At 69.7% G+C, this 22,252-nt stretch carries 21 protein-coding genes; 10 read left to right on the forward strand and 11 right to left on the reverse strand.

What is annotated here, in order from left to right:
* Window positions 1-10: 10 nt before the first annotated feature.
* The 8 genes from ACVTJA_RS25870 to ACVTJA_RS25905 form a co-directional block, all read right to left on the reverse strand.
* A complete protein-coding gene (locus tag ACVTJA_RS25870; RefSeq protein WP_465840022.1) occupies window positions 11-1,678 on the reverse strand; it encodes an amidohydrolase family protein in 1,668 nt (555 codons plus the stop codon).
* A 385-nt stretch (window positions 1,679-2,063) separates the two neighbouring features.
* Window positions 2,064-3,233: a PD-(D/E)XK nuclease family protein gene (locus ACVTJA_RS25875; protein WP_465840517.1), complete on the reverse strand. Its 1,170-nt coding sequence runs from the start codon at window positions 3,231-3,233 to the stop codon at window positions 2,064-2,066.
* 8 nt (window positions 3,234-3,241) lie between these two features.
* The gene (locus ACVTJA_RS25880) at window positions 3,242-4,387 is read right to left on the reverse strand and encodes a hypothetical protein (protein WP_465840023.1); all 1,146 of its coding nucleotides are present in this window, start codon (window positions 4,385-4,387) and stop codon (window positions 3,242-3,244) included.
* Window positions 4,388-4,421: 34 nt separating this feature from the next.
* Complete coding sequence (locus ACVTJA_RS25885) at window positions 4,422-4,568, reverse strand: hypothetical protein (RefSeq protein ID WP_465840024.1); 147 nt, start codon at window positions 4,566-4,568, stop codon at window positions 4,422-4,424.
* Window positions 4,569-4,693: 125 nt separating this feature from the next.
* Window positions 4,694-5,098: a hypothetical protein gene (locus ACVTJA_RS25890; protein WP_465840026.1), complete on the reverse strand. Its 405-nt coding sequence runs from the start codon at window positions 5,096-5,098 to the stop codon at window positions 4,694-4,696.
* The gene (locus ACVTJA_RS25895) at window positions 5,095-5,589 is read right to left on the reverse strand and encodes a hypothetical protein (RefSeq protein WP_465840028.1); all 495 of its coding nucleotides are present in this window, start codon (window positions 5,587-5,589) and stop codon (window positions 5,095-5,097) included. Before ACVTJA_RS25895 ends, ACVTJA_RS25890 begins: the two co-directional genes overlap by 4 nt.
* A 2-nt stretch (window positions 5,590-5,591) precedes the next feature.
* Window positions 5,592-6,680, reverse strand: a complete 1,089-nt coding sequence (locus ACVTJA_RS25900; RefSeq protein WP_465840030.1) for a hypothetical protein — start codon at window positions 6,678-6,680, stop codon at window positions 5,592-5,594.
* A gap of 79 nt (window positions 6,681-6,759) precedes the next feature.
* Window positions 6,760-6,960: a hypothetical protein gene (locus ACVTJA_RS25905; protein WP_465840031.1), complete on the reverse strand. Its 201-nt coding sequence runs from the start codon at window positions 6,958-6,960 to the stop codon at window positions 6,760-6,762.
* A 226-nt stretch (window positions 6,961-7,186) separates the two neighbouring features.
* On the opposite strand from ACVTJA_RS25905, the gene ACVTJA_RS25910 reads away from it, so the two are divergent.
* From ACVTJA_RS25910 to ACVTJA_RS25955, 10 genes are all read left to right on the forward strand, one after another.
* Window positions 7,187-7,540 carry a hypothetical protein gene (locus ACVTJA_RS25910; protein WP_465840033.1) on the forward strand — a complete coding sequence of 118 codons (354 nt, stop codon included), beginning with the start codon at window positions 7,187-7,189 and terminating at the stop codon, window positions 7,538-7,540.
* A gap of 27 nt (window positions 7,541-7,567) precedes the next feature.
* A complete protein-coding gene (locus ACVTJA_RS25915) occupies window positions 7,568-8,398 on the forward strand; it encodes a hypothetical protein (RefSeq protein ID WP_465840034.1) in 831 nt (276 codons plus the stop codon).
* Between the two features lie 323 nt (window positions 8,399-8,721).
* A complete protein-coding gene (locus ACVTJA_RS25920) occupies window positions 8,722-8,973 on the forward strand; it encodes a hypothetical protein (RefSeq protein WP_465840036.1) in 252 nt (83 codons plus the stop codon).
* Between the two features lie 440 nt (window positions 8,974-9,413).
* The gene (locus ACVTJA_RS25925; RefSeq protein WP_465840038.1) at window positions 9,414-9,674 is read left to right on the forward strand and encodes a helix-turn-helix transcriptional regulator; all 261 of its coding nucleotides are present in this window, start codon (window positions 9,414-9,416) and stop codon (window positions 9,672-9,674) included.
* Between the two features lie 3 nt (window positions 9,675-9,677).
* Window positions 9,678-10,922, forward strand: coding sequence for a tyrosine-type recombinase/integrase (locus ACVTJA_RS25930; RefSeq protein WP_465840039.1), 1,245 nt, complete (start codon window positions 9,678-9,680; stop codon window positions 10,920-10,922).
* 81 nt (window positions 10,923-11,003) lie between these two features.
* Window positions 11,004-11,360 (forward strand): NUDIX hydrolase, encoded by a 357-nt coding sequence (locus ACVTJA_RS25935; protein ID WP_465840041.1) that lies wholly within the window; start codon window positions 11,004-11,006, stop codon window positions 11,358-11,360.
* 138 nt (window positions 11,361-11,498) lie between these two features.
* On the forward strand, window positions 11,499-12,389 hold the full coding sequence (locus ACVTJA_RS25940; protein ID WP_465840043.1) for an energy transducer TonB: 891 nt from the start codon (window positions 11,499-11,501) through the stop codon (window positions 12,387-12,389).
* Window positions 12,390-12,470: 81 nt separating this feature from the next.
* Entirely contained in the window at window positions 12,471-13,796 is a 1,326-nt protein-coding gene (locus ACVTJA_RS25945; RefSeq protein ID WP_465840045.1) for a PepSY-associated TM helix domain-containing protein, read from the forward strand.
* A gap of 212 nt (window positions 13,797-14,008) precedes the next feature.
* Window positions 14,009-16,360, forward strand: coding sequence for a TonB-dependent receptor (locus ACVTJA_RS25950; protein WP_465840046.1), 2,352 nt, complete (start codon window positions 14,009-14,011; stop codon window positions 16,358-16,360).
* A 29-nt stretch (window positions 16,361-16,389) separates the two neighbouring features.
* Window positions 16,390-17,070, forward strand: a complete 681-nt coding sequence (locus ACVTJA_RS25955) for a Fe2+-dependent dioxygenase (RefSeq protein WP_465840048.1) — start codon at window positions 16,390-16,392, stop codon at window positions 17,068-17,070.
* A gap of 3 nt (window positions 17,071-17,073) precedes the next feature.
* Here the strand turns inward: ACVTJA_RS25955 and ACVTJA_RS25960 are convergent, their stop codons facing one another.
* The 3 genes from ACVTJA_RS25960 to ACVTJA_RS25970 form a co-directional block, all read right to left on the reverse strand.
* Window positions 17,074-18,789 (reverse strand): DEAD/DEAH box helicase, encoded by a 1,716-nt coding sequence (locus ACVTJA_RS25960; RefSeq protein ID WP_465840049.1) that lies wholly within the window; start codon window positions 18,787-18,789, stop codon window positions 17,074-17,076.
* 151 nt (window positions 18,790-18,940) lie between these two features.
* Window positions 18,941-19,441 carry a metallophosphoesterase gene (locus tag ACVTJA_RS25965; protein ID WP_465840050.1) on the reverse strand — a complete coding sequence of 167 codons (501 nt, stop codon included), beginning with the start codon at window positions 19,439-19,441 and terminating at the stop codon, window positions 18,941-18,943.
* Between the two features lie 54 nt (window positions 19,442-19,495).
* Entirely contained in the window at window positions 19,496-22,246 is a 2,751-nt protein-coding gene (locus ACVTJA_RS25970) for a phospholipase D-like domain-containing protein (RefSeq protein WP_465840051.1), read from the reverse strand.
* Window positions 22,247-22,252: the final 6 nt, after the last annotated feature.

Here is a 22,252-nt window from a genome sequence, read left to right on the forward strand (position 1 = left end):
AGGGAGAGGGCTACTGCGCGGGCGGAGGGACCGGCAGCGCGAGCTCGCCCCGGATGACCGTCTTCAGCACCGTGGCCGAGGGCAGGTCTTCGGGGTGGCCGAAGATGTCCTTGCTGATGACGATGTAGCTACCCGCCTTGCCCACGTCCAACGTTCCCAGGTCGTGCAGGCGGCGCACCTGGGCGGACCCTCGGGTGAAGACCTCCACCGCTTCCGCGACCGTCAGGCGCTCCTCGGGGCGGACTTCAGAGACCATTCTGAGAATCTGCCGAAGCGGAGCCTCCGGCGCGCTGAACGTGTCGCCACCGGCGCCCACGGTGAAGCCCTCGCGCTTGAGCGTCGCGAACAGCTCCGCGTGGTCCAGCTCGCGCGCGTCGTGGTAGGGCTTCATATAGTCCATGAAGGTCCAGTGAGGCGGATTTACGACCACGTCCGCACCGACAGCCCGCAGCAACAACCGCGAGGCGCGGTCGCTCATCGCCAAGTGCTCCACGGACATGCAGAGTCGTTTGCCCGTGTCGAGCTCGACCGCGGCGGCGACGAGGGCAATCTGCCGGGCCGCGCGGCGGCCCCATGCGTGAATCATCAGGCACTGGCCATTCGCGAGCGTGCTCCGCATCCGGGCCTCCAACTCTTGGTTCGACAGGTTGAGGCGTCCACGCCAGCCCGCGCCGACCGACGGGCAAAGCTCCGGATTCACGTACGGGTAATCAGAGGCGCCACCGCATGCCGCGATGGCACCGTCTGCAAAGGCCTTCACCCACTGCACCCTCCCAGCGCGCATGAAGGCACGGACGGGGCACTTCTCCGTGGGCGACAACAGGAGGCACGCGGTGTCGATCTCCACGGGGTGCTGCACCGAATCGACGATGGGCATCGTCTCGGCGGCGAAGCCGTCGAACGGAATCTCCATCGCGTAGATGATTCCTTGTCCGAGCGCGGTGTTCGCCCACACCCGGTACTGCTCCCTCTTCGTCTCAACCGGGATGCGGGACCCGGTGATGCGGAAGAAGGGAATCTCGGCCATCTCTTGGATATGGCCGTCGGCGGCGCCTGAGGGCAGTCGGCCCAGGTAGCCCATGTACGGGTCAGGCGAGCCCGCTGCATACCCGAGTCCAGCGGCATCGAAGGCGGCCTCATTGGCCGTGACACCGTGGCCCTCCAACGCCTGGAAGGCCACCACCGGATTCAGCGGCGCTGCCACGGTGAGGTCTCCGCGTGGGAAGCGGCCACGGCTTCCAATCAAGAACCTGGGGCCGACCAACTGCACCATCGGTTGGCCAGGAGCGAAGAGGTTGGCCGCACACCACTGTGCAGCGTCCACCGCCTCCTGGTACTCGGGGTCGGTGTTCAACTCCTGCGTGCCAGGGAAGAACACCGGGCACACGTCGCCCGGCTGGAAAGGGGGGCGGAAGTGGTCGTGGATTTCCACGAATCCCGGCGTGACGACCGTTCCAAGCCCGCGCTGGTCGTCCACGGCGGTGCTCGGGCCCACGTACGCCTGGACCTTCGCAGCGCTGCCGGCTGCAACCACCTGCCCGCCACGAATGGCCACGGCTTCCACTCGTGAGATGGCCGGGTTTCGTGACGACGTGTGGATGTCGCCGAATACCACCCGGTCTGCCGGGGTGATGGGAGTGCTCGCGAGCGTCGCGAGCAACAACAACGAGGCAAACATCACTTCTCCTTTGGGGACTGCGGCTGGACCGAGACCGCGGGCCGGAGTTGCACCGGCAAGTCGAGGTGGGCGTGCGCTGTTGAGTCCGCGGTGGTGCTGCTGAAAAGCCCGGGAGCGGCAGGGCAGGGGGGAAATCCCTGCCGCCCCCGGTGGCGCGCGATGTGCGCGCCGTGAGAACAGCCCCGCCGGACCGCCCGGCGGGTGTGGCGGTGGACGGTTCGGTCCAGACAGTCCCGAGGGCTGCTGGCCCGCCCACCTCCACGACAAGGCCCCGCCCGTACGGGCGCGGGGTGCCGCCTCCCATGAGGCAGCAGGTGCGCAGGCGGTGGTGCTGGGGCCTTGAGCCCCACCCCGGCACAATGCCGGCGCCCGCGCACCGACAACGTCAGGCCGCGTCGGCGGCTGCGTGTTGCGGCCGATGCCGCTTCACCAGGTTCGTGCGTCGCACCGTCACAGCCCCGTCCTTGCGGAGCCCTTCCAGCACTTCGTCCACCAACTTCGTCAGGCGGTGGCCTGGGTGCTCGCGCATCCAGGACCGAAGCGCCTCGTTGAGGTGGGCCTTCGTGCACGTGGCCTCTGTGCGGACAGCATGTCGGGCAACGTCCGGGCCGAAGCGCTCGGTCAGGAGGATGGCGGCGCGCTGGGCATCTAGCGTCTCCCGCGTCTGCGTGACGACGCCGTACACCTCCCCATTCGACAGAGGGACAGGGGTCGAGCGGGCGAAGTCATCGAGGCTCGCGCGTACGCGGTGCAGCACTTCCTCGGCGGCCTCCAGCCGCTCTAGCACGGCAGGAAACGTCTCCAGGGTGAGTGGCGAGAGCATCAACGGTTCGCCACCGCCGAGGGCACGCGCCAGCGATGTCTTGGCCGGGCAGTGGGCGAATGCCGGGCAGAACTGGCAATGTGCGCCCTCCACGGTACGTGGGGCATGGCCTGCTGCAACACGGGCCGCCTCTTCCTCGGCACGGGCCAAGACGTCGCGGAAGCGCGCGGCGGCGGCTTCAAGGTCCAGTTCGTCGAGGTCCGCCTTGTCCCACCATGCCTCGCCCTCATGGATGCGGCAGATAGCGACGGTGGCCCGCGTCCGTCCGTAGGCACGGGCGGCGGCGAGGGCGTACGCGGCGAGCTGCATGTTGCTCGCCGCCGGCGCGACGGGAGCCCAGCCCGTCTTGTAGTCGATGACGATGACGGACTCGGTCGTGACGCCCACCACGTCCGCGGTGCCCGGAACCTGCCACGGCTCGTGCGCGGGGTAGTCGCGGCCGAGCCCGCGCCCCAACTCCCGGGCGGTGTCCGCCTTCACGTCGTAGAGGAAGGCAACTTCGGACGCGTACGCCTCGGGCTCGCATGCGGGAAGCCGCGACAGGTCGATGGCCTCGCAGCTCGCGAGGTGCTCCTCGGGCACTCGGGCCAGTGCTTCGGGGACTCCGAGTGCGCTGACGTTGGCGAGGTACTCGTGGATGATGGTGCCCAGCAAGGCGGCGCTGCTCATCGTCCGAGACTGGGGAAGGACAAGGGAGGGTGGACAGGCGTCGGCCCGCTCCATCCCGGACATGGACAGTCTCACTTGCCCATCTCCTTCAGCTCACGGCGGCGCGTATTGAGCTTGGTGCCCAGCTCGGCGCGGCGAGGGTTCTCCTTCGGGATGGCGGCCACCTGCCGGGAGAGCCCGTCCAGGTCTCGCGAATCCGTCGCCCCAGTAATGGCCGTGTCGAGCAGGTCGAGCGGGTCGCGTCCCTCGACAGGCGACGTCTCAGCGCTCTGTCCCGTGGGAGCCACTGCCTCGGAGCCACCCGGAGGGGGGGCGTCGTTGCTGGCACCTGGAGCCGTCGGCGCCGTGGGCTTCGCAGACTTGCCCGTCCGCGCTTCGAGCAGGTCAGGCCAGCGGGCCTCGCCGTTCTTCACGCTCGTGTGCACCTTCCGGAGCTCCACCAGTTCGGCCGGAGTGAGCTGCTCGAAGGGCTTTCCGACATAGGACTTCAGCTCCTCCACCGGCACGCCTACCTGCCCGAAGGCGTCGATGATGCGCTTGCGCTCGGCGGCCGGGTCCTGCTGGGCGCGCTTCTTCAGCGTCTGCTCCACGCGCTCCTCGGCCTCATCGGCGATGTCTCCCGGCAGGACGCGCAATACGTGGCCACGCAGTGCCTTGGACTCCAGCGCGGCCTGCTTGTTGAGCAACTCGTCATCACTGGCCTGGACGAGGTACACCTTCTTGCCGCGCGTGTTGGTCCGCTCGCTCAACACCACCTGGCCGTCACGGACGTAGTTCCGCTCCACTGTCTTCTTGACGAGGATGTCCTTGGAGTAGGTGAGATTGGACTCCAGGTCGGTGAGCGACACGCGAACGATGCGCTTCTCATCGTCCTCGTAGATGATGCTCGTCTCCGGCAGGCAGTTCGTCATGCACCGAAGCGCCGCCTCGGCGAACCGGATGGAGAGGCCATCGATGGTGCCGTCCCCGACAGGCTTCGAGTAGCGCGCCACCTCCGCGAAGCCGGGCCGGTCGCACTCCTTCATGAGCCGCTGGCGCACCACGTCCCAGTCGCGCGGGTTGCGCAGGGCCATGATGTACCGGGCCTGCACGGCCGCCTGTGCCTGAGCCGCGACGGCCGCACTCGCCGTCTCCGCACGGACTTCCAGCGACTGAGCGCCGAACTCCTGTCGCACGAGCGCACCCGAACCAGCAGCCACCTCATTGCCATTCCGCATTGATGTCCTCCTAGGTTGTTAATTAATGCACTACCTAATGGGTCTGACATTCGACCGCGTCCACGAGCGCCTCTTCCACTGCCGCGCGCAGCCGCCGCTCCTCGTCGCGCGAAAGCTCGGCGAGGTCCGCGTGTGGAACCTCGACATCGCGCACGTCCCAGCTTTCGCCCGCGCCGCTCACCGTGCCGCTCGCTTCCACAACGCGCCGGCAGTCCGGAGACGTCAGCGCGCAAGGGCGCCACGCCATGGCGGTGTCGGACAGTCGGAGCCCGACGCGGACACGGAGGCGGACGGGAGCGGGACAGGTCATGACGCGGCCACCTCTCGCTCCATGGCGTTGAGCGCGGCGAGCCCGGCATCCCAGTGCTGCTTCCGCGCCCGCCACAACTCCACGCCGAAGAAGCTCACCAGCGACACTTCCGTCGCATGCAGCTCCAGCAGCGCGTTGCTCGCGCGCGTGACGGTGGCCTGCATCTCGCGCCAGCGCGCCTGCGTGGCTTGGGCGCTGTCGGGCGTGAGGTTGTGCAACACGTCCTCGGCGGCGCGCTTCATCTCCCGCGCCGCGGCCTGGCGCTCTGGCAGTCCCGCCGCTTCGGCCAGCGCCTCGCGAATGGCATCCCCCTGCTCGGGATGCCACCACTCCTCTAAGGCGCGCAGCCGGCGGCAGACGTCGCCGAGCTCGCCCACGGGCGCGTTGCTCGTGCAGCTCATCGTCCGCCCTCCGTCTTCTTGCCCCAGCGTGCCTGCGTGAGGGCGAACACCGCGCGGGCGCCCTGCGCGAGGCCCCACTCGGCCTCCATCGCGCGGGCGTTTCGCTCCTCCTCCTCGCCATGCTGGGCGCTCTTGACGGCCGCCTCGTGCTCGTCAGCCTTGGCCTCGTGTTCCCTCGCGTACGCCTCCACCAGCTCCGCGAGCGCGGAAAGGGGCACGTACTGCTCCGGCGTCGTCTCTGGCGAGGGCTCGGGGAGCGCGTGGCCCTCGCGTTCCACCGTCGGCCACGTCTCCGCGATGCGCGCCGCACCCAGTGCCGAGCGCAGCGGGGACCACTTCCCGCCACCGGCAGCGCTCCACGCGTAGACGGCGAACCGCCCGCGTGGCCCCAGCGCCCCCACGAGCACACGAGACCAGTGCGAAGTTCCGCCCGTGCGCACCTGCCCGGTGCGCACCTCGGCAGCCGTCGTCGTCTTATTCCGCGCGCCCATGGCTACGCAGCCTCCGACTGGAAACGCGCCAACATGCGCCGGGCGCTGGGCAGGTAGCGCTTCGCCATGGAGTCCCCAGCAGCCTCGCGGAGCGCCCAGTGGCACACGAGGGACTCGGCGGCGGCCACGCGCTCGGCGCTCGTCAGCTCGGAGGCGCCGTCCTCAAGCACTCCCTGAGAGAGCGCGGCGCGATAGTCCGCGAGCTGCTCGGAGACGTCCACGCGCGGCCCCGTCCACGGGCGCACCTCGTGGTGCCAGAGGAGGACGTGGCCGAGCTGTCGCCAGCGCGCCGTCGCGTCCGCCCAGGACATCTCGCCCTGGTCCGGGTCGAGGACTCGGCTGTCCCACACGGCCCAGTGGCCCTGTCCGGAGGGTAGGCGCAGGTAGAGGACGGCACGTGCCGGGAGCGGGCCTGTGCCTCGCTCGCGCACCAGCTCGAGTCCCGCCTCTTGCAGCGCGAGCCAGAGCCCGTAGTCACCGACGCGCGTCCACCCCATGCGCTCGCAGACGGCTTCCACCGGCTGCCCCGTCAGGGCGGCAACGCAGGCCTGTCCGCACGTCACCGCAGTGGGCTGGGTCACCCAGTGGGCACGGCCCAGCGGGCGGTGGGCGCGGTACCAGCGGCGCCAGTGGGGGTACGCCGTCCGCCACGCGAGGGCGACGGCACCCACCCACCCGAAGGCGGCTGCGAGCGCCCCGAGGCCCAGCCACGGCAGCGCCAGCCGGAGCTGCGCGGCGCGCGGGGAGCACTCCACGCGTACGGGCTCGCGCCCCTCAGCCTCTGCCTGCTCGCGCTCGCGGGCGCTGATGCTGTCCAGCTCGGCGCCGTAGAGCAGCGCCGCCAGCGAGAAGCCCAGGCCCGCCACGGTGCGCAGCGTCTCCCAGGCGGGCACAGCGCCCAGCTTCGCGCCGTGCTCGGCCACCACTGCGCCCAGCAGCAGCACCGCGTAGGCGCCGCGCTCCACGTGCCACGTGCGCACGCCTGCGGCCTCGGCGCGGGACTCCAGGCCCAGCAGCGCCCGGCGCAGCCAGGGGCCCGGCTCGGCGCGCTCCTCGACGATTTCGCAAAGCTCCGCCAGCAGCGTCGCCATGACGCCTCCTGAAACCGGTGAATGGGAGGGAAGGGCCGGAAGCGCTCCGGCGGGCGGCCTCGCAGGGGAGGCGTGTGGGCTACGCCGCCGTTGGGTCGTTCTTCACGGCCAACTGGAGCTGTTCGTAGAACCCCTCCGGCCAGTCCTCCGGCTCGCCGTAGAACTCCACCGACGCCAGCAGCTCACGCGCCAGCGCACGGGGCCACTTCGCCGGGCGGACCTTGCGGCGCGGGCCCTCGAACAGCGAGTTCACCGCGTCCTGCTTCTCCTGTTCCGTCATCTCTCCAGCCATCTGCCACCCCCTGAGCATGCTTCGTCGCCTCGGCGTCCTCGTCGGCCACCCGACTCGCGCCCGCCCTTCGCCCCTCTCCCTCCCGGGAGCCCCGTCCGTCCGCCGTCACTTCGGAAGCCATTAATAAGCGATGCGCTAGCGGTCCGCAAGCGAATCGCTTACGGTGTGCCAGCATTGACCGGCATGCCGCCGGACGCCTACATGGAGGGGACCCGTGACGCGAGGTGCCGCCGTGGCGCAGTACAAGAGGCCGGAGAAGCGCGAAGAGCCGCTGGGCCTTCGCCTGACGAAGTCGGAGAACCAGGAACTGTTGGATGCGCTGGCCGAGGAGCAGAAGGACCCTTCCAACAAGGAGCTGACGCGGACGGAACTAGGGCAGCTCATTTGGACAGACGGGCTCGACCTGTACGCCGCGCGACAGGTTGTCGGTCCGGAGCGAGTGCGTGCCCTGGCCGCGCGCGCCTACGCAGGTGACGAGCGGGCTCTGTTGGCGGATGCGCTCCGCCGGTTGGTGGACATCTCCGAGCCGCAGGTCGCGGAGAAACCTCCGAAGAAGGGCGGCAAGTAGGTGAGCAGCCGAGAGCATGGGAGCGTCATGAATAAGGACGACCGCAAAACGTCAGGATGTGGACGGCGAACGGACGGCACCGCCCAGCATCACTACGCCGCGCGCCTGCGGGACGTACCCGGGTACGCCCGGGTGTACCTCGCGGTGGAGCGCGCCCTCGGCACTCCGGCCGTCGTACAGACGTACACGCGCGGGGATGCGGAGCCGCTCCCCGCTGGGCTGGAGGTGCTCGTGAGCACGGGAGACGCGCCGAGGAGCCTGACCGTGGAGGTACGCGATGGGCAGCCCAACGACCTCGTGCCGGCGCTCGAGGATGCGGCGAACCTCCTGCGCACGGTGGCGCACCGCCCGGAACTGGCGGCCCACCTGAAGGCCACGCCGCAGTCCCGAACTGCCCTGCCACAGGCTCCTCTCGTGCCCTCCGTCGTTGCCCCGCGGGCGCCCGCCCGTCCGGCATGGTGGCGCTGGGCGCTGCCGGGCGCCGCGCTCGCCGCGGGTGTGGCGCTGTTCTTCTGGCCGGTTGCTGTCAACTCGCCGCCGCGCCAGGCGCGGACGGTGGTGGAGTTCGAGCCCGGCACGCCGGACACGCTTTGGCTGACGGACATCAACCAGTTCAGCTCGACGCCGAAGCCCATGACAGTGAATAAGCGCGTCCTCCTACCGGAACGGCCTCTCCTGGGGCAGGACACGCCGCCATGCCCAAGGGGCTACCACGCCATCAACGGCGGCTGCTGGGCTCGCCTCGCGGAGTCGGCGCCCGACTGCCCGAAGGGCTCGGCTGAGTACAAGGGTGGCTGCTACCTGCCCATCAAGGACGAGGAACCTGTCCCGATGAGCATCGACCGGAGGCGACCGTGATTGCCGCGCGCCACCGACGACAGCGTCCACAGCCACTCGCGCCGCCGGCTGCTAGACGAGACGTCCCGAGGTGTTGCGGAGACACCGAGCGTGTCGTCTGCAACTGCGGCAATGCATACGCCTGCCGCGTCTGCGGCACGGAGACGCACGCGTCGCATCCGGATGAGGCGTAGGTGGCGTGCTCGCGACTGAAGAAGGTCTTGCTGTGGGGGCTGGCCGGCCTCGCTGCCCTTGGAGGTGGGACAGTCCTCCTGGTGCGCGCATCACGAGCTTCGCCCCTGAAGCGCTGCTACTGGGGCCAGGTGCCCGAGGAATTCCTCCCCATGGACCGGGAACGGCTTCGGGCCCGGCATCGAGCCTACGACGAGACGATGCGCCTCATGATGGCGCGGCACGGTGAGGAGCTGTACCGCGCGGAGCAGGCTCATGCGAAGGGCCGCATGTCGAAGCAGCGGCTGCAGGAACTGCGAAACGCTCAGGCTAAGGAGCAGAGCGAGACGCGTGCTGCGTTCGACGCAGGGCTCATTCAACTGTGCCAAGAGGTCGACGCGCTCGCGGATGAAGCTCGTCGGTGACTCGCTACTCCGTCGACGTCGCGTGCATGCCATCCAGTTGCACTTGACAGCGCCCGCACAGCGGATGCACCTTGCACGGTGACGCACGCAGTACCTGGACCGAGCAGTTCACGGTTAGCGGCCAGGAATCCCACAGAATTCAGAGCGCTGGCGGTGGCACTGCGGTGATCCATCGTCCAGCGTTCCGGCTCGCGACGGTTCTCTAACCGTGGCCGTCGCGCGCCGTCTTTCCGGGAGTTTGCCATGCTCGCCCAGCTCCAGCCTGCTCAGAGCCGAGACGCCGGGCACGGCGCTCCCCTCTGCAACTCTGTCACTGCTGTGGATGCGGTGTCCGTCACTCTGGACGGTGCGCGCTTAAGACTCCGAGTGCGAACTGCTGGCACGGCCCCTGCCTATTGCGTGGGGTCAGGCCTGATAAAGTGTTCAGCGGGTCATCGAGCATGAGCAACTGGGGCGAGCACATGGGCAACTGTGATTCACCAACACCGGGCGGACTGCGGCTCGTGAAGTCCGACGAGGCGCAGCCCGAGGGGCTGTGGACGCTCGAAGACGTCTGCGCCTTCTTGAGAATGGGCAAGACGTGGGTGCGCGAGCAGGTCGCCTCTGGCACGTTACCAGTCGTTCGGCTGGGCACGGCGGTACGCTTCAACCCCGCCGCCATCAAGGCGTGGGTAGCAGCCCGGGAGAAAGGGAGCCGCTGAGCCATGGCCCGCGCGTACTTCCGCCCGAAGAAGGGCTTCGCCGGCAAGCGCAAGGAGGCGCCACGCAACGGCACTTGGTGGATTGATTACACCGGTGCCGACGGTGAGCGCCGCCAGGAGCGGACGCCTGCGCGGACCGAGACGGAGGCCGAGCGCTACGCGCAGGAGGCGGCCCAGCGCGCGTATGGGGTTCGTACCGGCGTCACGACTGCGGCCCCGGCAGAGTTCCTCACCTTTGCCGCAGCCGCGCGGCGCTACCGGGAGACCGTGAGCCACCTCGTTAGCTACCCGCAAATCGAGGTGTACCTCTCGAAGCACTTGGAGCCGAACATCGGTCGGAAGCTGTTGCAGGAGATCACCCCGGCAGACATCGACGCGCTCGCCGCGCGCCTCGGCAAGAAACTGGCTCCTGGCACCGTGCAGCAGGCACTGATTCGTGTGAGCGCCGTCTACACGTGGGCATGGCGGGCTCGCATCTACCGCGGAGACAACCCCGTCTCAGAAGCTTCGAAGGTGGACGTCCCGAAGCGCTCGCCGCGCGCGCTGACGGCGCCCCAACTTCAGGCGCTCCTGGCGGTGGCTGGACCGTGGCGTCTGCTCTTCCTGGTGGCCGCGTGGTGTGGCCTTCGGAAAGGGGAGGTGTCCGGGCTGCGCTGGGAGGACGTCGACCTTGAGCAGGAGTTGCTCCATATCCGGCGCAGCTACGACCGTGGCACCACCAAGGGCCGCAAGGAGCGCGTTGTGCCTCTGCCGTCGTGGTTGGCAGAAGAACTCCGTCAAGCACGCGCCGAGGCACGCAGCTCGCTGGTGTTTCCGACCCGCGACGGCCGGATGCGGACGCACGGCAACTTCCGGGCCCATGACAGCTTCCGGCGTGCCCTCGTGCGCGCCAACCTGGTTAAGGGGTGGCGGCTGGCGTGCCGCTGTGGCCACGTGGAGGAGACGCCCGTCAAGGCTGCGAAGCCGTGCGCGAAGTGCGGCGCCTCTGTCCTGCCGCGAGGCATTCCTCTCGACATGACCTTCAAGCACCTGCGCAGCACCTGCGCGACGTTGCTGGGGGACCTGCGCCTCGCCCAGGTGATGCTCGGGCACTCCAGCCCCCAGGTAACGGCTCGCCACTACCATGCCGCCGAACTCGCCGCGCTTCGGCGCGCAGTTGAAGCACTTCCTCGGGCGCGGGACACTGGCGTGACACCGCCTCCCGCTGCCCCGCAGGCTCACCTCGCCATGACTCGAAACGTGCAGTAGTTACAGGGGGTTGTAACGTGCGTCGCACCGCCATGAAGCCGAAGGCCGTTATACGGCAAGTACAACGGCCTGGGCGGGAAGATGGACCGCGACGAGGACGTGGCCGCGTGCATGCGCCGCGAGATTCGCGAGGAGGCCGGCATCGAGTGCGTGGAGATGGTGCTGCGCGGCACCATTTCGTGGCCCGGCTTCGGCAAGCAGGGCGAGGACTGGCTCGGCTTCGTCTTCCGCATCGACCGCTTCGAGGGCACGCCGCTGGAGCGCAACCCGGAGGGCTCGCTGTCCTGGGTCCCCGTGGTGGACCTGCCGAAGCTCAACCTCTGGGACGGAGACCGGCACTTCCTGCCGCTGGTGTTCGACGACGACGTGCGCCCCTTCCACGGGGTCATGCCGTACTCGGGGGGCCGCGCGGTGAGCTGGTCCTTCACGCGGCTATAAGCGTGGCGCGTGCACCCCATTCGCCCAGGTGACAGGACCGCTGTCGGCGCGCGACAGCCTCATACTCAAAGTGCGGCCCCACTGAACGCGCCCGTTGACGGCTGGCCTGCTCAGGGAGTATCCATTGCTAGGGTGAAAATGAGAACGATTCTCAATTTCGACTTTCCGGCGGTGGTGGACGAGCGCGTCGCTTCGACGGAGCGCGCGAAGTCTCAGCCTTCGTCCCAGGCGGCGTTGTTCCGCATGGGGGAGGCGGCGCCGGGAGAGGCCGTGTCGAAGCGCTGGGGCCAGGCCCTGGTGGTCGCCGTGGCCCTCCACGCAGGGGTGGTCGCGGGCGCGGTGATGCTGCCGTCCGCGCCGGTGAAGGCCCCCGCGGAGCCGGAGCCGGAGTTGGTGTTCCTCACGTTCGCGCCTCCGCCGCCCGCGCCCCCGAAGGGTGGCGCCGCCCAGGAGAAGGCCCAGCGCCCGACCCATGCGCGCGTCGCGCGGCCCGTGGAGCGCCAGTTCACCGCGCCCGTGCCGAAGCCGATTCCCGAGCCCGTGGAGGCGAAGCCCGAGCCGGTGCCGGAGCCTCCTGTCGCCGAGACGCCGCCCGAGCCGGAGACTCCGGCCGCCGAGCCGGCCGCGGTGGCGGGTGCCGACACGGGCGTGGGCTCTGTCGTCGGTGGCGTGGTGGGCGGCGTCGTCGGTGGAGCGCAGGGCGGGGTGGTGGGTGCCTCGGGCGGGACGGGTGAGGCCCTGGGGTTGAAGCAGGTGTCGCGTCCTCCGGCGGTGCTCAAGCAGGTGGCGCCGGAGTACCCGCGCAGCGCGCGCTCGGACGGGGTTCAGGGGTTGGTGGTGGTGCGCATCATCGTCGGCACGGACGGCAAGGTGGAGCCGGAGAACACGAAGGTGATCCGCTCCGTGCCCGCGCTCGACTCGGCGGCCATCGCCGCGGTCAACCGGTGGCGCTTCAGCCCGGCGCTCGGGCGCGAGGGCCGGCCGGTGCGCGTCATCATCGAGATTCCCGTCGAGTTCTCCCTGAAGTGAAGCCCCGGGCCTCCCCCCGGCCCGTTCATCCCCGCGAGTTCCAGCCGCGAGCGCGTGAGCTCGCGACGAGTCTGCCCGTCCATGAATCGCACGTTCCGCAATGTCATCTTCTGGATCCACCTGGTGGTGGGCCTCGTCGCCGGGCTCGTCATCGGGGTCATGTCGCTGACGGGAACGGCGATTGCGTTCGAGTCCCAGATTGTCGAATGGGCCGAGCGTGACGCGCGGCACGTGCAGGTGCCCGCGGCGGACGCGGCCCGGCTGCCCGTGGACGAATTGGTGGCCCGCGTGCGCGCGGCGCGTCCGGAGGCGCAGCCCTCGGGCATCACCGTGTACCCGGAGCCCGACGCGGCGGTGATGGTGAACCTGGGCCGCGAGAGCCTCGTCTACGTGAATCCGTACACGGGCGAGGTGAAGGAGGGCGGCGCGCAGGGGTGGCGCGACTTCTTCCATGTGAACGAGGAGCTGCACCGGTGGCTCGCCGCGGAGGGTGAGAGCCGCGCGGTGGGCAAGGCGCTGACGGGCGCGAGCAACATCATCTTCCTGTTCCTCGCCGTGTCGGGCCTGTACCTGTGGTGGCCGCGCAAGTGGACGCTGCGCGCGATGCGGCCGTCGCTGTGGTTCCGGAGCGGGCTGAAGGGCAAGGCGCGCGACTGGAACTGGCACAACGTCATCGGCTTCTGGTCGCTGCCGGTCATCATCGTGCTCACCGCGTCGGGCATGGTGATTTCGTACCGGTGGGCGTCGGACCTGGTGTTCAAGGTGACGGGCAATGCGCCGCCCGCGAACCAGGGCCCGCCGGGCTCGGCGTCGGTGAAGGTGACGCCTCCCGCGCCGGGAGCGCAGCGGATGAAGCTGGACGCGCTCTTCGCGGAGGCGCGCAAGGGCACTCCGGAGTGGACGTCCATCACGCTGCGCCTGGGCGGCGGCCAGCGTCCGGGTGGCCCGCAGGGTGCGCAGGGGCAGGGCGCGCGTGGTCCGCAGGGCATGGAGGGCCGTGGCGCCGACGGTGCGCCAGGCGGCGGCCGTGGCAACGGCGAGTCGCGCGGCGGCGGAGTCGACGCCCTGACCTTCTCCATCCGCGAGCGGAACGCGTGGCCCCTCTTCGCCACGACGCAGGTGTCGCTGGACCCCTTCACCGGCCAGGTCGCGAAGCAGGAGGGCTACGCGGACTTCAACAGTGGCCGCAAGCTGCGCACGTGGCTGCGCTTCCTCCACACCGGCGAGGCCTTCGGCTGGCTCGGCCAGCTCATCGCGGCCATTGCCTCGTTCGGCGGCACGGTCCTCGTGTACACGGGCATCGCGCTGGCCTGGCGCCGCTTCTTCCCGCGCCGCAACGCGAGCAAGGTCTCCGCCCGCGATGCCGCCGCTGCTCCCGTGCAGCCGGAGCCCGAGACGACCGCGTAGGTATCGCGGTCCCCAGGGCGGCCTGGCGTCGACTCCCCCCCGCGCCAGGCCGCCCACCGCAGTCTTCCCGCCGTTCCCCGCGCCGGCCTGACGCCCCACGTCGGGCCTCTCATCGCGGGCCGCTACGTGACTCAAAGTTGATTCTGCGTATCAAAATTGGTTTCCAGGAAACCATCGAACAGGCCTCCCCGGCCAGGAGCAGCAGAGCAGCCATGTCCCCCAAGAATCCCCGTACCTCAGGCATCCGCTCGGCAGTCGGTCACTCTGGAGGCGTGCGCGCGGCGCTGCGCCCCTGGAGCCAGGCCGCGGTCGGCCTCGCGTCGGCGCTCGCCGCCACCAGCGCGGTCGCCCAGGAGCCCGCGGCCGCCCCCGTGGACCCGGCCACGCAGCCCGCGGTGCAGGTGGAAGGGGCTGAGAAGGCGGGCGCCACCGAGGTGACTCCGGCGGCTCCCCAGCAGTCCGGCACGGAGGCTTCCGCGCAGCCGTCGGAGCAGGGCGCCGAGAACACCTTCACGCTCCCAACGGTGAAGGTGGAGGGCGAGGCGGAGCGTGGCTATCAGGCGAAGGAGAGCAGCCTCACGCGCCTGCCGAAGCCGCTCGTCAACACGCCGCAGACCGTCACCGTCGTCACCGAGGAGGTGCTCGAGGAGCAGCAGGTGACCACGGTGCGTGAGGCGCTGCGCAACGTCTCCGGCATCACCGCGAGCGCGGGCGAGGGCGGCCGCCAGGGTGACGCCTTCATCCTCCGCGGCTTCTCCGCGCAGAACGACATCTCCCGCGACGGCGCGCGCGACCTCGGCTGGTACTCGCGCGACACGTTCAACCTGGAGGGCGTGGAGGCCTACTTCGGTCCGTCCTCCGTCCTCTTCGGCCGCGGCTCCACCGGCGGCGCCATCAACCTGGTCACCAAGAAGCCGAAGCGGACCTCCTTCCAGGAAGTGTCCCTGAGCGGCGGTACGGCGCCCTCCGGCCGCCTCGCGGTGGACCTCAACCAGGCCGTCTCCGAGGACTTCCAGCTGCGCCTCAACGCCATGGGCGAGCTGAGCAGCGCCGCGGCCCGCGACGTCGTCAAGGACGACCGCATCGGTATCGCCCCCTCGCTGCGCTACAAGCTGGGGGAGCACACCACCCTCGAGGGTGACTACCTCTTCCAGCGCGAGTCCGGCGTCCCCGACTACGGCGAGCCGTACTTCAACACCTATCCCGTCTCCACGTCGCTCGACGTGCCGCGCAACTCCTTCTACGGCGTGGAGGGCGAGGACAAGACGCGGGTGGACGCGCACGTCGCCACCGGCAAGCTGAGCCACCGCTTCAGTGAGGTCCTCCAGCTGACGAACACGCTGCGCTACGGCCGCGTGGACCGCTTCGCCCGGCCCACGGCGCCGCGCGGCCTCACGCCCGCCACGGCCCCCACCACCATCGGCCGTCAGCGCTTCGAGACGGAGACGGACAACACGTACCTCGCCAACCTCGCGGACGTGCGCGGCACCTTCGAGACGGGCTTCCTCAAGCACACCACCAACGCCGGCGTGGAGCTGACGTGGGAGAAGCGCGGCCAGGGCCGCTTCAACCTCAACGCGGTGGGCCTGCCCACCGGCACCAACCTCCCGGCGGACCTGTTCGACCCGGACCCGGCGCCGGACCTCTCGTCCGTGCAGCGCGTCTTCTCCACCGCGAGCACCAGCCTGCAGCGCACCCTGGGCCTGTACGCCGCGGACCAGATTGAAGTCGGCAAGTACGTCGAGGTGGTGGGCTCCATCCGCTACGACGTCTTCAACACCGACTACGTCACCACGGCGGCCACGGGCGTGAAGACCCGGTTCGAGAGCAGCGACCACCTCTTCAACGGGCGCGCCGGCCTCGTCCTGAAGCCGACGGAGAAGACGAGCGTGTACGGCATGTACGGCACGTCCTCCAACCCCTCGTCGGAGATTGGCACGCTGTCCAACGAAACGGTGAGCCTGGACCCGGAGAAGAACAACATCGTCGAGGTGGGCGCCAAGGGCGAGTTCCTCAACGACAGGCTCGGGCTGACGGGCGCAGTGTTCCGCATCAAGAAGACGAACGCGCGCGTGCCGAACACGGACCCGGAAGGCCCGCCGCAGATTCTCGAGGGCGAGCAGCGCGTGCAGGGCTTCAACGCGGGCATCGCGGGCACGATTACGAGCGGCCTGCGCGTCATGGCCAACTACACGCTGATGGACTCCGCGATTGTGGAGCACACCAACCCGTACCTCATCGGCCAGCGCCTGCCGAACACGCCGCGCCACAGCCTGTCGCTGTGGACCACGTACCAGGTGATTGAGCACCTGTCCGTGGGCGGCGGCGCCGTCTACCAGGACGTGACGAGCGTCAGCAACCCGACCGCGGCCACGACGGCGACGAACTACGTGCCCAACTACTGGCGCTTCGACGCGTTCGCCAGCTACGAGTGGAACAAGGCGCAGTTCCAGCTCAACGTGTACAACCTCACGGATGCGCTCTACTACGACCAGTACTACGCGGGCCACGCCGTCCCCGCGGACGGCGTCTCCGCGATGCTGACCGCGCGCTACCGCTTCTAGCGGACACCCGTCCCGAAGGAGTCCTCTCCATGATGCTTCACATCCCCAATGTCCTCGGCGCGGAGCAGGTGGCTCACTGCCGCGCCCTCATGGAGAGGGCCTCCTGGGCGGACGGCCGTATCACCGCCGGCTACCAGTCCGGGCAGGTGAAGAAGAACCTCCAGCTCCCCGAGTCCAGCCCCGAGGCGCGGGAGATGGGGGACATCGTCCTGGCGGGGCTGGAGAAGAGCGCGCTGTTCGTCTCCGCCGTGCTGCCCAAGCGCGTGTTCCCCCCGCTGTTCAACCGCTACGAGCCGGGCATGACGTTCGGCTCGCACGTGGACAATGCCATCCGCAGGATTCCGGGGACGCCGGAGCGCGTGCGCACGGACGTCTCCGCCACGCTCTTCCTCTCCGAGCCGGACAGCTACGACGGCGGCGAACTGGTGGTGGAGGACACCTACGGCAACCACTCGGTGAAGCTGCCGGCGGGGGACCTCATCATCTACCCGGCGACGAGCCTGCACCACGTCACGCCGGTGACGCGTGGCGTGCGGCTCGCGTCGTTCTTCTGGACCCAGAGCATGGTGCGCGACGTGTCCCAGCGCGCGCTGCTCTTCGACATGGACACGTCGATTCAGCGGCTCAACCAGGAGGTGCCCAAGAGCCCCGCCCTGGTGATGCTGACGGGTGTGTACCACAACCTCCTGAGGCAGTGGGCGGAGCCCTGAGCTTCAGCCGCGGTCCTTGCGCACGGGCACCTTGCGGCCGCGCAGCGTCGTCTCCTTCAGCGCGGCGATGATGCGGTTGGCGTCCGGCTCCGGCACCTCCACCAGCGAGAAGCTGTCGCCAATCTGGATGGCGCCGATGCGCGACGAGTCGAGCCCCGCCTCACCGGCGATGGCGCCCACCAGGTCCGCGGGCCGCATGCCCGCGCGCCGGCCCGCGCCAATCCACAGCCGGGTGATGTCGTACGACGGCGGGCCTCCACGCCCCTTGGTGCCGCGCTCCGGGCGGCCGGGCCGGCCACCGGGCCCGCCGAACTTGCCGGGGCGCTCGGGCCGCTCCTTCGGCGGGGCGACGGTGGGGATTTCCTCCTCGTGCGCCTCGCGGCCCTCGTCCTGCGAGTCCTGGTAGAGCTTCAGCGCGGCGGCGGCGATGTCCATGGCGTCGAACTCCGAGGCCAGGTCCTCCACCACGCTGCGCAGCGAATCCAACTCGCCGGCCACCAGCGTCTCGCGCAGGGAGGAGCGCAGCAGCTCCTTCCGCTTCTCGCGCAGGTCCGCGACGGTGGGGACGGTGGACACTTCGATTCGCTGGCCGGTGACGCGCTCGATGTTGCGCAGGAACCGGTGCTCGCGCGGCTCCACGAGGGTAATCGCCACGCCCTCGCGGCCGGCACGGCCCGTGCGGCCGATGCGGTGCACGTAGGCCTCCGGCGCGTTGGGCACGTCGAAGTTCACCACGTGCGACAGCCGGGGGATGTCCAGCCCGCGCGCCGCCACGTCCGTGGCCACGAGCAGGTCCGTGCCCTGCGACTTGAGCTGCTTGATGACCCTGTCCCGCTGCTCCTGCGTCATGCCGCCGTGCAGGGCGTGGGCGCGCCAGCCGCGACCGTTGAGGGACACGGTGAGGTCGTCCACCTCGGTGCGGGTGCGGCAGAAGATGATGGCGGCGGACGGGGACTCCACGTCGAGCAGCCGGCCGAGGGTGGCAATCTTGAACGCGCGCGGGACGATGTACGCCGTCTGGCGGACGCGGGGCATCTCGCCCTGTTCCACCTTCTCGCGCGCAATCTTCACGCGCACCGGGTCCTTCAGGTGGTTCTCCGCGATGGTGGCGATGCGAGGCGGCAGCGTGGCGGAGAAGAGGGCCGTCTGCCGGTCCTCGGGCGTGCCGGAGAGGATGGCCTCCAGGTCCTCCGCGAAGCCCATGTCGAGCATCTCGTCGGCCTCGTCGAGGACGACGGTGCGCACGTCGTCGAGCTGGAGCGTGCCGCGCCGCAGGTGGTCCAGCGCGCGGCCCGGGGTGGCGACGACGACGTCCACGCCGCGCTTGAGCACGCGGAGCTGCTGGCCGATGACCTGCCCGCCATAGAGCGGCAGCACGGTGACGCCGAGCTTCTGGCCGTAGCGGTGGATGGCCTCGGAGACCTGCATGGCCAATTCGCGCGTGGGGACGAGCACCAGCGCGGAGGTGGCATTCGGGCGGCTCTCGCCCGGCGTCAGGTGGTGGAGCAGCGGCAGGGCGAAGGCGGCCGTCTTGCCGGTACCGGTGGCGGCGATGCCGAGCAGGTCCTTGCCTGCGAGCAGCGGCGGAAGCGCGGCGGCCTGGATGGGCGTGGGCTCCTCGTAGCCGAGCGTGTTGAGCGCCTCGACGAGCGCGGGCTTGAGGCCCAGGGATTCGAAGGTGGCGTTGGAAGGGGCTTCGGGAGGAGGGGAGGCTTTCACGGGGCGGGCTTGTACCACCGGCTCTTGCCGGCGTGCCTCGGAGAAAGCCGGATTTGTCCCACACCCGAAATCAGCGCGTGACGTGGGAGGGATGGGGTGATGCTTATGGATGGGCTGGCTGCTATTAGGGGTTATTCTTGTCTGGCGGGGTTCAGTCCGTGATGAACGAGGACAGGAACGTGAAGTCCTTGTTGGAGACGGAGCCCAGGGCGGAGAGGGGCGGGCGCGCCTTCCTGAAGTGCTCCTCGCTGTAGACGCCGGACAGGCCCACCACGCGCAGGCCGTGCAGGTCCATGACGCCCACGCGGCCGAGGTAGTGGCAGTGGCGGGTCAGCTCGAAGCCCTCGGGGTGGGTGTCGAGGTAGCCGTAGGGCTCGTGGTTGCCGCCGATGAAGTAGACGGGCCAGGGAAAGCCCCGGCGGAGCTTGTGGTACGGCCCGAAGTCGCCGAGGTGCCGGTACTTCGCGGGAGCGGCCATGGAGGCGAGGTCGGCCTCGTCGCGGTGCGGCTCGAAGTCACCGACCTGGAGGACGAAGTCGAACTGCCGATGGAAGACCTCCGTCGCGTGCCGCAGGTGGTTCACCATGCGGTTCATGTGTCCGTGGACGTCACCCACGGCGGCGAAGAAGACCCTGGTGGCGTTCGTGGGCATGGCGGTTCCTGGCGTTCATGGGACGGGGACGTGGGAGCCGGGCTGACCGGGTGGTCAACCGACGAGCGAGGGCCAATTGCGGCTGACCCACGCGCGCTGCTCGGCTTCGGCACGCCAGCGGGTGTCCTCACGGTCGATTCTCCGTGAGCGCGCGAGCAGCGGTGCCAGCGCCGCGAGCATGCGCTCCGCGAAGGGCGCATCGTGGACGACGAGCAGTGCCTCGCTCTCCCAGTAGGCCGCGGTGACGTCCAGGTTGGCGCTGCCCACGGCCACCGCTGTCGTGTCGCAGACAAGGAGCTTGGCGTGGACGTGGGGATAGACGCGCTCCAGCTCGGGTTCCCACTTCGGGGCGGGCGGCATGGCGAACTCGTAGGCGATTCCGCCCGCGTCGATGACCGCGTCCAGGCGACTGCGGACGTAGCGGTCCGCGACCTCTCGCAGCGTGCCTCCCGCGAAGTGGCTCTGCTGGCCGTAGTGCGGACGGACGCTGCCGAAGAGGACGTCCACGCGCACGCCACGCTGGAGCGCGGCGACGAGCGCGTGCTGCAATTCGAGCAGCAGTGGGAAGGTGTTCACGAGGACCAGTCGCGAGCGTGCCTGTCGGATGAGCGCGAGCTGCGTGTCCAGCGTGTGCGTGTCCTTGAGCCCCTCGTGCAGGACGAGCCGCGCCGACATGGAGCCGGTTGGCGCCGCGGTGGGAACCGGGAAGGCTTCTCCGCCCGCGCGCATCCACTCCGCGAGGAAGGCGCGTTCCAGCTCGGAGACCAGCGGGCCGGTGAGCCGCGCGCCACAGTCCAGCCAGGGCACCTCGCGGTAGTCCGATGTCCGCTTGATGGCGACCTCGTCGAAGCCCGTGTAGTAGGGCGCGCCCATGTTGCGGCCCGTGACGAAAGCCTGCTCCGTGTCGACGAGGAGCAGCTTGCGGTGGTTGCGCTGCTTCAGTGCCTGGAGGTTCGGCAGGCCGGACAGCGGCGCGATGGCTCGAACCTCGACGTTGGGCGTCTGGGAGAGGTGGACGAGCACCGGGTTCATCGCGCCGAAGGAGTCATGTCCGCTGTAGAGCGCGTCGGCGAGGAGGCGCACGCGCACGCCCCTCGCGGCCGCACGCTTGAGGGCTTCCGCGAAGCGGGCCGTCACGGCGTCGTCCTCGACGATGTAGCACTGCCAATGGACGGTACTGCGAGCGCTGTCGATGGCGGCAATCACCGCTTCGCGCTCCCGTGCGTTGTCGAGCTCGACGTCGATGGTGTGGCCCGCGACGCAGCGGCTGCCTCCGGCGAGCGTCAGCTCCCGGGAGAAGGTGTCCGGCTCGTCCGGTATCGGCAGGGGAGCCGGTGCGTGCCCATCCGGGAGGCGCAGCAATTCGCTCGGTGTCAGGGTGCGGAGGAAGGGGTGGACGGGCTTGTTCTCGTCGCGGGTAACGACGGCGGAGATGGCGGCTCCGGCCATGGCGAGCCGCATGGCCACGCGGACGAGGCGCTGAGCATCCACGAGGCGCGGCACGTCATCCGCGCGTGCGTCGTCGAGCCACGCACTGGCGTCGATGAGGAGCAGCGGTGCGAGGCCTGGCATCAGCTTGTGGAGGCGCTCGCGGTGGGCGTCGAGCGGCTCACTGTCGCGCAGGCGGACGAAGACGGGATGGCTCGTGTCCGAGACACGCATCAACACGTCCTGGAGCGCGGGCTGGGTGACGTGGCTGTCGATGAGCAACAGTGGCTTTTCGGGAGCGAGCACGTGACACGGCGCAAGCTCACGCGTGGCGGAGTCGAACGCGAAGGCGAGGGCGCGGACGTGTCCGGGCCGGATGTGGCTGAACCACGAGGTGGGCAGTGTCGCGGTGCCGCCCTGATGCTGGGCACCTCCAAGTGGTGCACCGCTCTCGAAGGCGGTCAGCACTCCGGGCGGGGGCACGGTGACGGTTGGCATGATCCCCACTTGCTCGATGGCGAAGCGGGGCTCGTAGCCTGGGAGGAGCAGCGAGTCCGAGACGGCATGCCGCTCCTCGAACATGGGGGACGTCGGGAGCGTGCGCGGCAGGAGCAGCGCGGGGACGTACGAATCCTGGAGTGCCCGGGCGCCAAACATGCCGAGCAGGCGCGCGTACATGTCATCGACCGCATCGGTGGCGACGAGCAACAGGTCCGCGCCCCAGCGCCTCGCTGCCTCCTCGTAGGCTTCGGCCCGGTCCATGGGACTGAAGGAGAGAGGCTCGATACGCACGGTCTCCGTCACACCCAGCGCGTGCGAGAGGGCTTCGAGCTCATGGGCCTTCTCGGGAGCTTCGGAGGTGGTGAGCGCGATGAGCTCTCGGGACGGCGCATGGTTCGCGAGAAAGGTCGCGACTGAGCGCAGCCCCCTACCATCCGGAGACACCGCGATGGCCAGGCGCGAAGTAGGGGAGGGCACCGAGGGACAGTGTGCGCCGACGGAGAGCACGTGCAGCCGCTCGCGGATGGCGAGCGCCAGGATGGCACTGACGCGAGACCGAGGTGACGTGCCGAACAGCGGGCCGACGACGACCAGGTCCGAGCCGTGCTGCCGGGCCGACTGGATGACGGCGTCGGTCGAGAGGTGGTCTTCGAGCTGGTGCCCGATGCCAGTGGCCACGTGCCAGTCGCGCATGCCCTCCCAGAGCAGGTCGAGCGCGTTGAGGCTGGGCGGCCGGGGCGCTTCGAGGTCCCGACGCTCGGGCGACACGGCGTAGAGGTGCACGCTCTCCGGCGAGGGTGCGAGACGGCGTGCCGCGGTCAGCACCTGTTCCGGATTCGCGCTGGCATCGAAGAGGATGAGCAGGCGTCGGAACATGGCGGA

It is taken from the genome of Pyxidicoccus sp. M6 (assembly GCF_055568925.1).

Excerpts from the sequence above, each read along its gene's own strand:
- ACVTJA_RS25925 (WP_465840038.1), top strand. The coding sequence starts at position 9,414 with ATGAGCAACTGGGGCGAGCACATGGGCAACTGTGATTCACCAACACCG.
- ACVTJA_RS25905 (WP_465840031.1), bottom strand. The coding sequence starts at position 6,960 with ATGACGGAACAGGAGAAGCAGGACGCGGTGAACTCGCTGTTCGAGGGC.
- ACVTJA_RS25870 (WP_465840022.1), bottom strand. The coding sequence starts at position 1,678 with ATGTTTGCCTCGTTGTTGTTGCTCGCGACGCTCGCGAGCACTCCCATC.
- ACVTJA_RS25955 (WP_465840048.1), top strand. The coding sequence starts at position 16,390 with ATGATGCTTCACATCCCCAATGTCCTCGGCGCGGAGCAGGTGGCTCAC.
- ACVTJA_RS25915 (WP_465840034.1), top strand. The coding sequence starts at position 7,568 with ATGAATAAGGACGACCGCAAAACGTCAGGATGTGGACGGCGAACGGAC.
- ACVTJA_RS25935 (WP_465840041.1), top strand. The coding sequence starts at position 11,004 with ATGGACCGCGACGAGGACGTGGCCGCGTGCATGCGCCGCGAGATTCGC.
- ACVTJA_RS25890 (WP_465840026.1), bottom strand. The coding sequence starts at position 5,098 with ATGAGCTGCACGAGCAACGCGCCCGTGGGCGAGCTCGGCGACGTCTGC.
- ACVTJA_RS25940 (WP_465840043.1), top strand. The coding sequence starts at position 11,499 with ATGAGAACGATTCTCAATTTCGACTTTCCGGCGGTGGTGGACGAGCGC.
- ACVTJA_RS25880 (WP_465840023.1), bottom strand. The coding sequence starts at position 4,387 with ATGCGGAATGGCAATGAGGTGGCTGCTGGTTCGGGTGCGCTCGTGCGA.
- ACVTJA_RS25930 (WP_465840039.1), top strand. The coding sequence starts at position 9,678 with ATGGCCCGCGCGTACTTCCGCCCGAAGAAGGGCTTCGCCGGCAAGCGC.
- ACVTJA_RS25945 (WP_465840045.1), top strand. The coding sequence starts at position 12,471 with ATGAATCGCACGTTCCGCAATGTCATCTTCTGGATCCACCTGGTGGTG.
- ACVTJA_RS25895 (WP_465840028.1), bottom strand. The coding sequence starts at position 5,589 with ATGGGCGCGCGGAATAAGACGACGACGGCTGCCGAGGTGCGCACCGGG.
- ACVTJA_RS25875 (WP_465840517.1), bottom strand. The coding sequence starts at position 3,233 with ATGTCCGGGATGGAGCGGGCCGACGCCTGTCCACCCTCCCTTGTCCTT.
- ACVTJA_RS25920 (WP_465840036.1), top strand. The coding sequence starts at position 8,722 with ATGGACCGGGAACGGCTTCGGGCCCGGCATCGAGCCTACGACGAGACG.
- ACVTJA_RS25970 (WP_465840051.1), bottom strand. The coding sequence starts at position 22,246 with ATGTTCCGACGCCTGCTCATCCTCTTCGATGCCAGCGCGAATCCGGAA.
- ACVTJA_RS25900 (WP_465840030.1), bottom strand. The coding sequence starts at position 6,680 with ATGGCGACGCTGCTGGCGGAGCTTTGCGAAATCGTCGAGGAGCGCGCC.
- ACVTJA_RS25950 (WP_465840046.1), top strand. The coding sequence starts at position 14,009 with ATGTCCCCCAAGAATCCCCGTACCTCAGGCATCCGCTCGGCAGTCGGT.
- ACVTJA_RS25965 (WP_465840050.1), bottom strand. The coding sequence starts at position 19,441 with ATGCCCACGAACGCCACCAGGGTCTTCTTCGCCGCCGTGGGTGACGTC.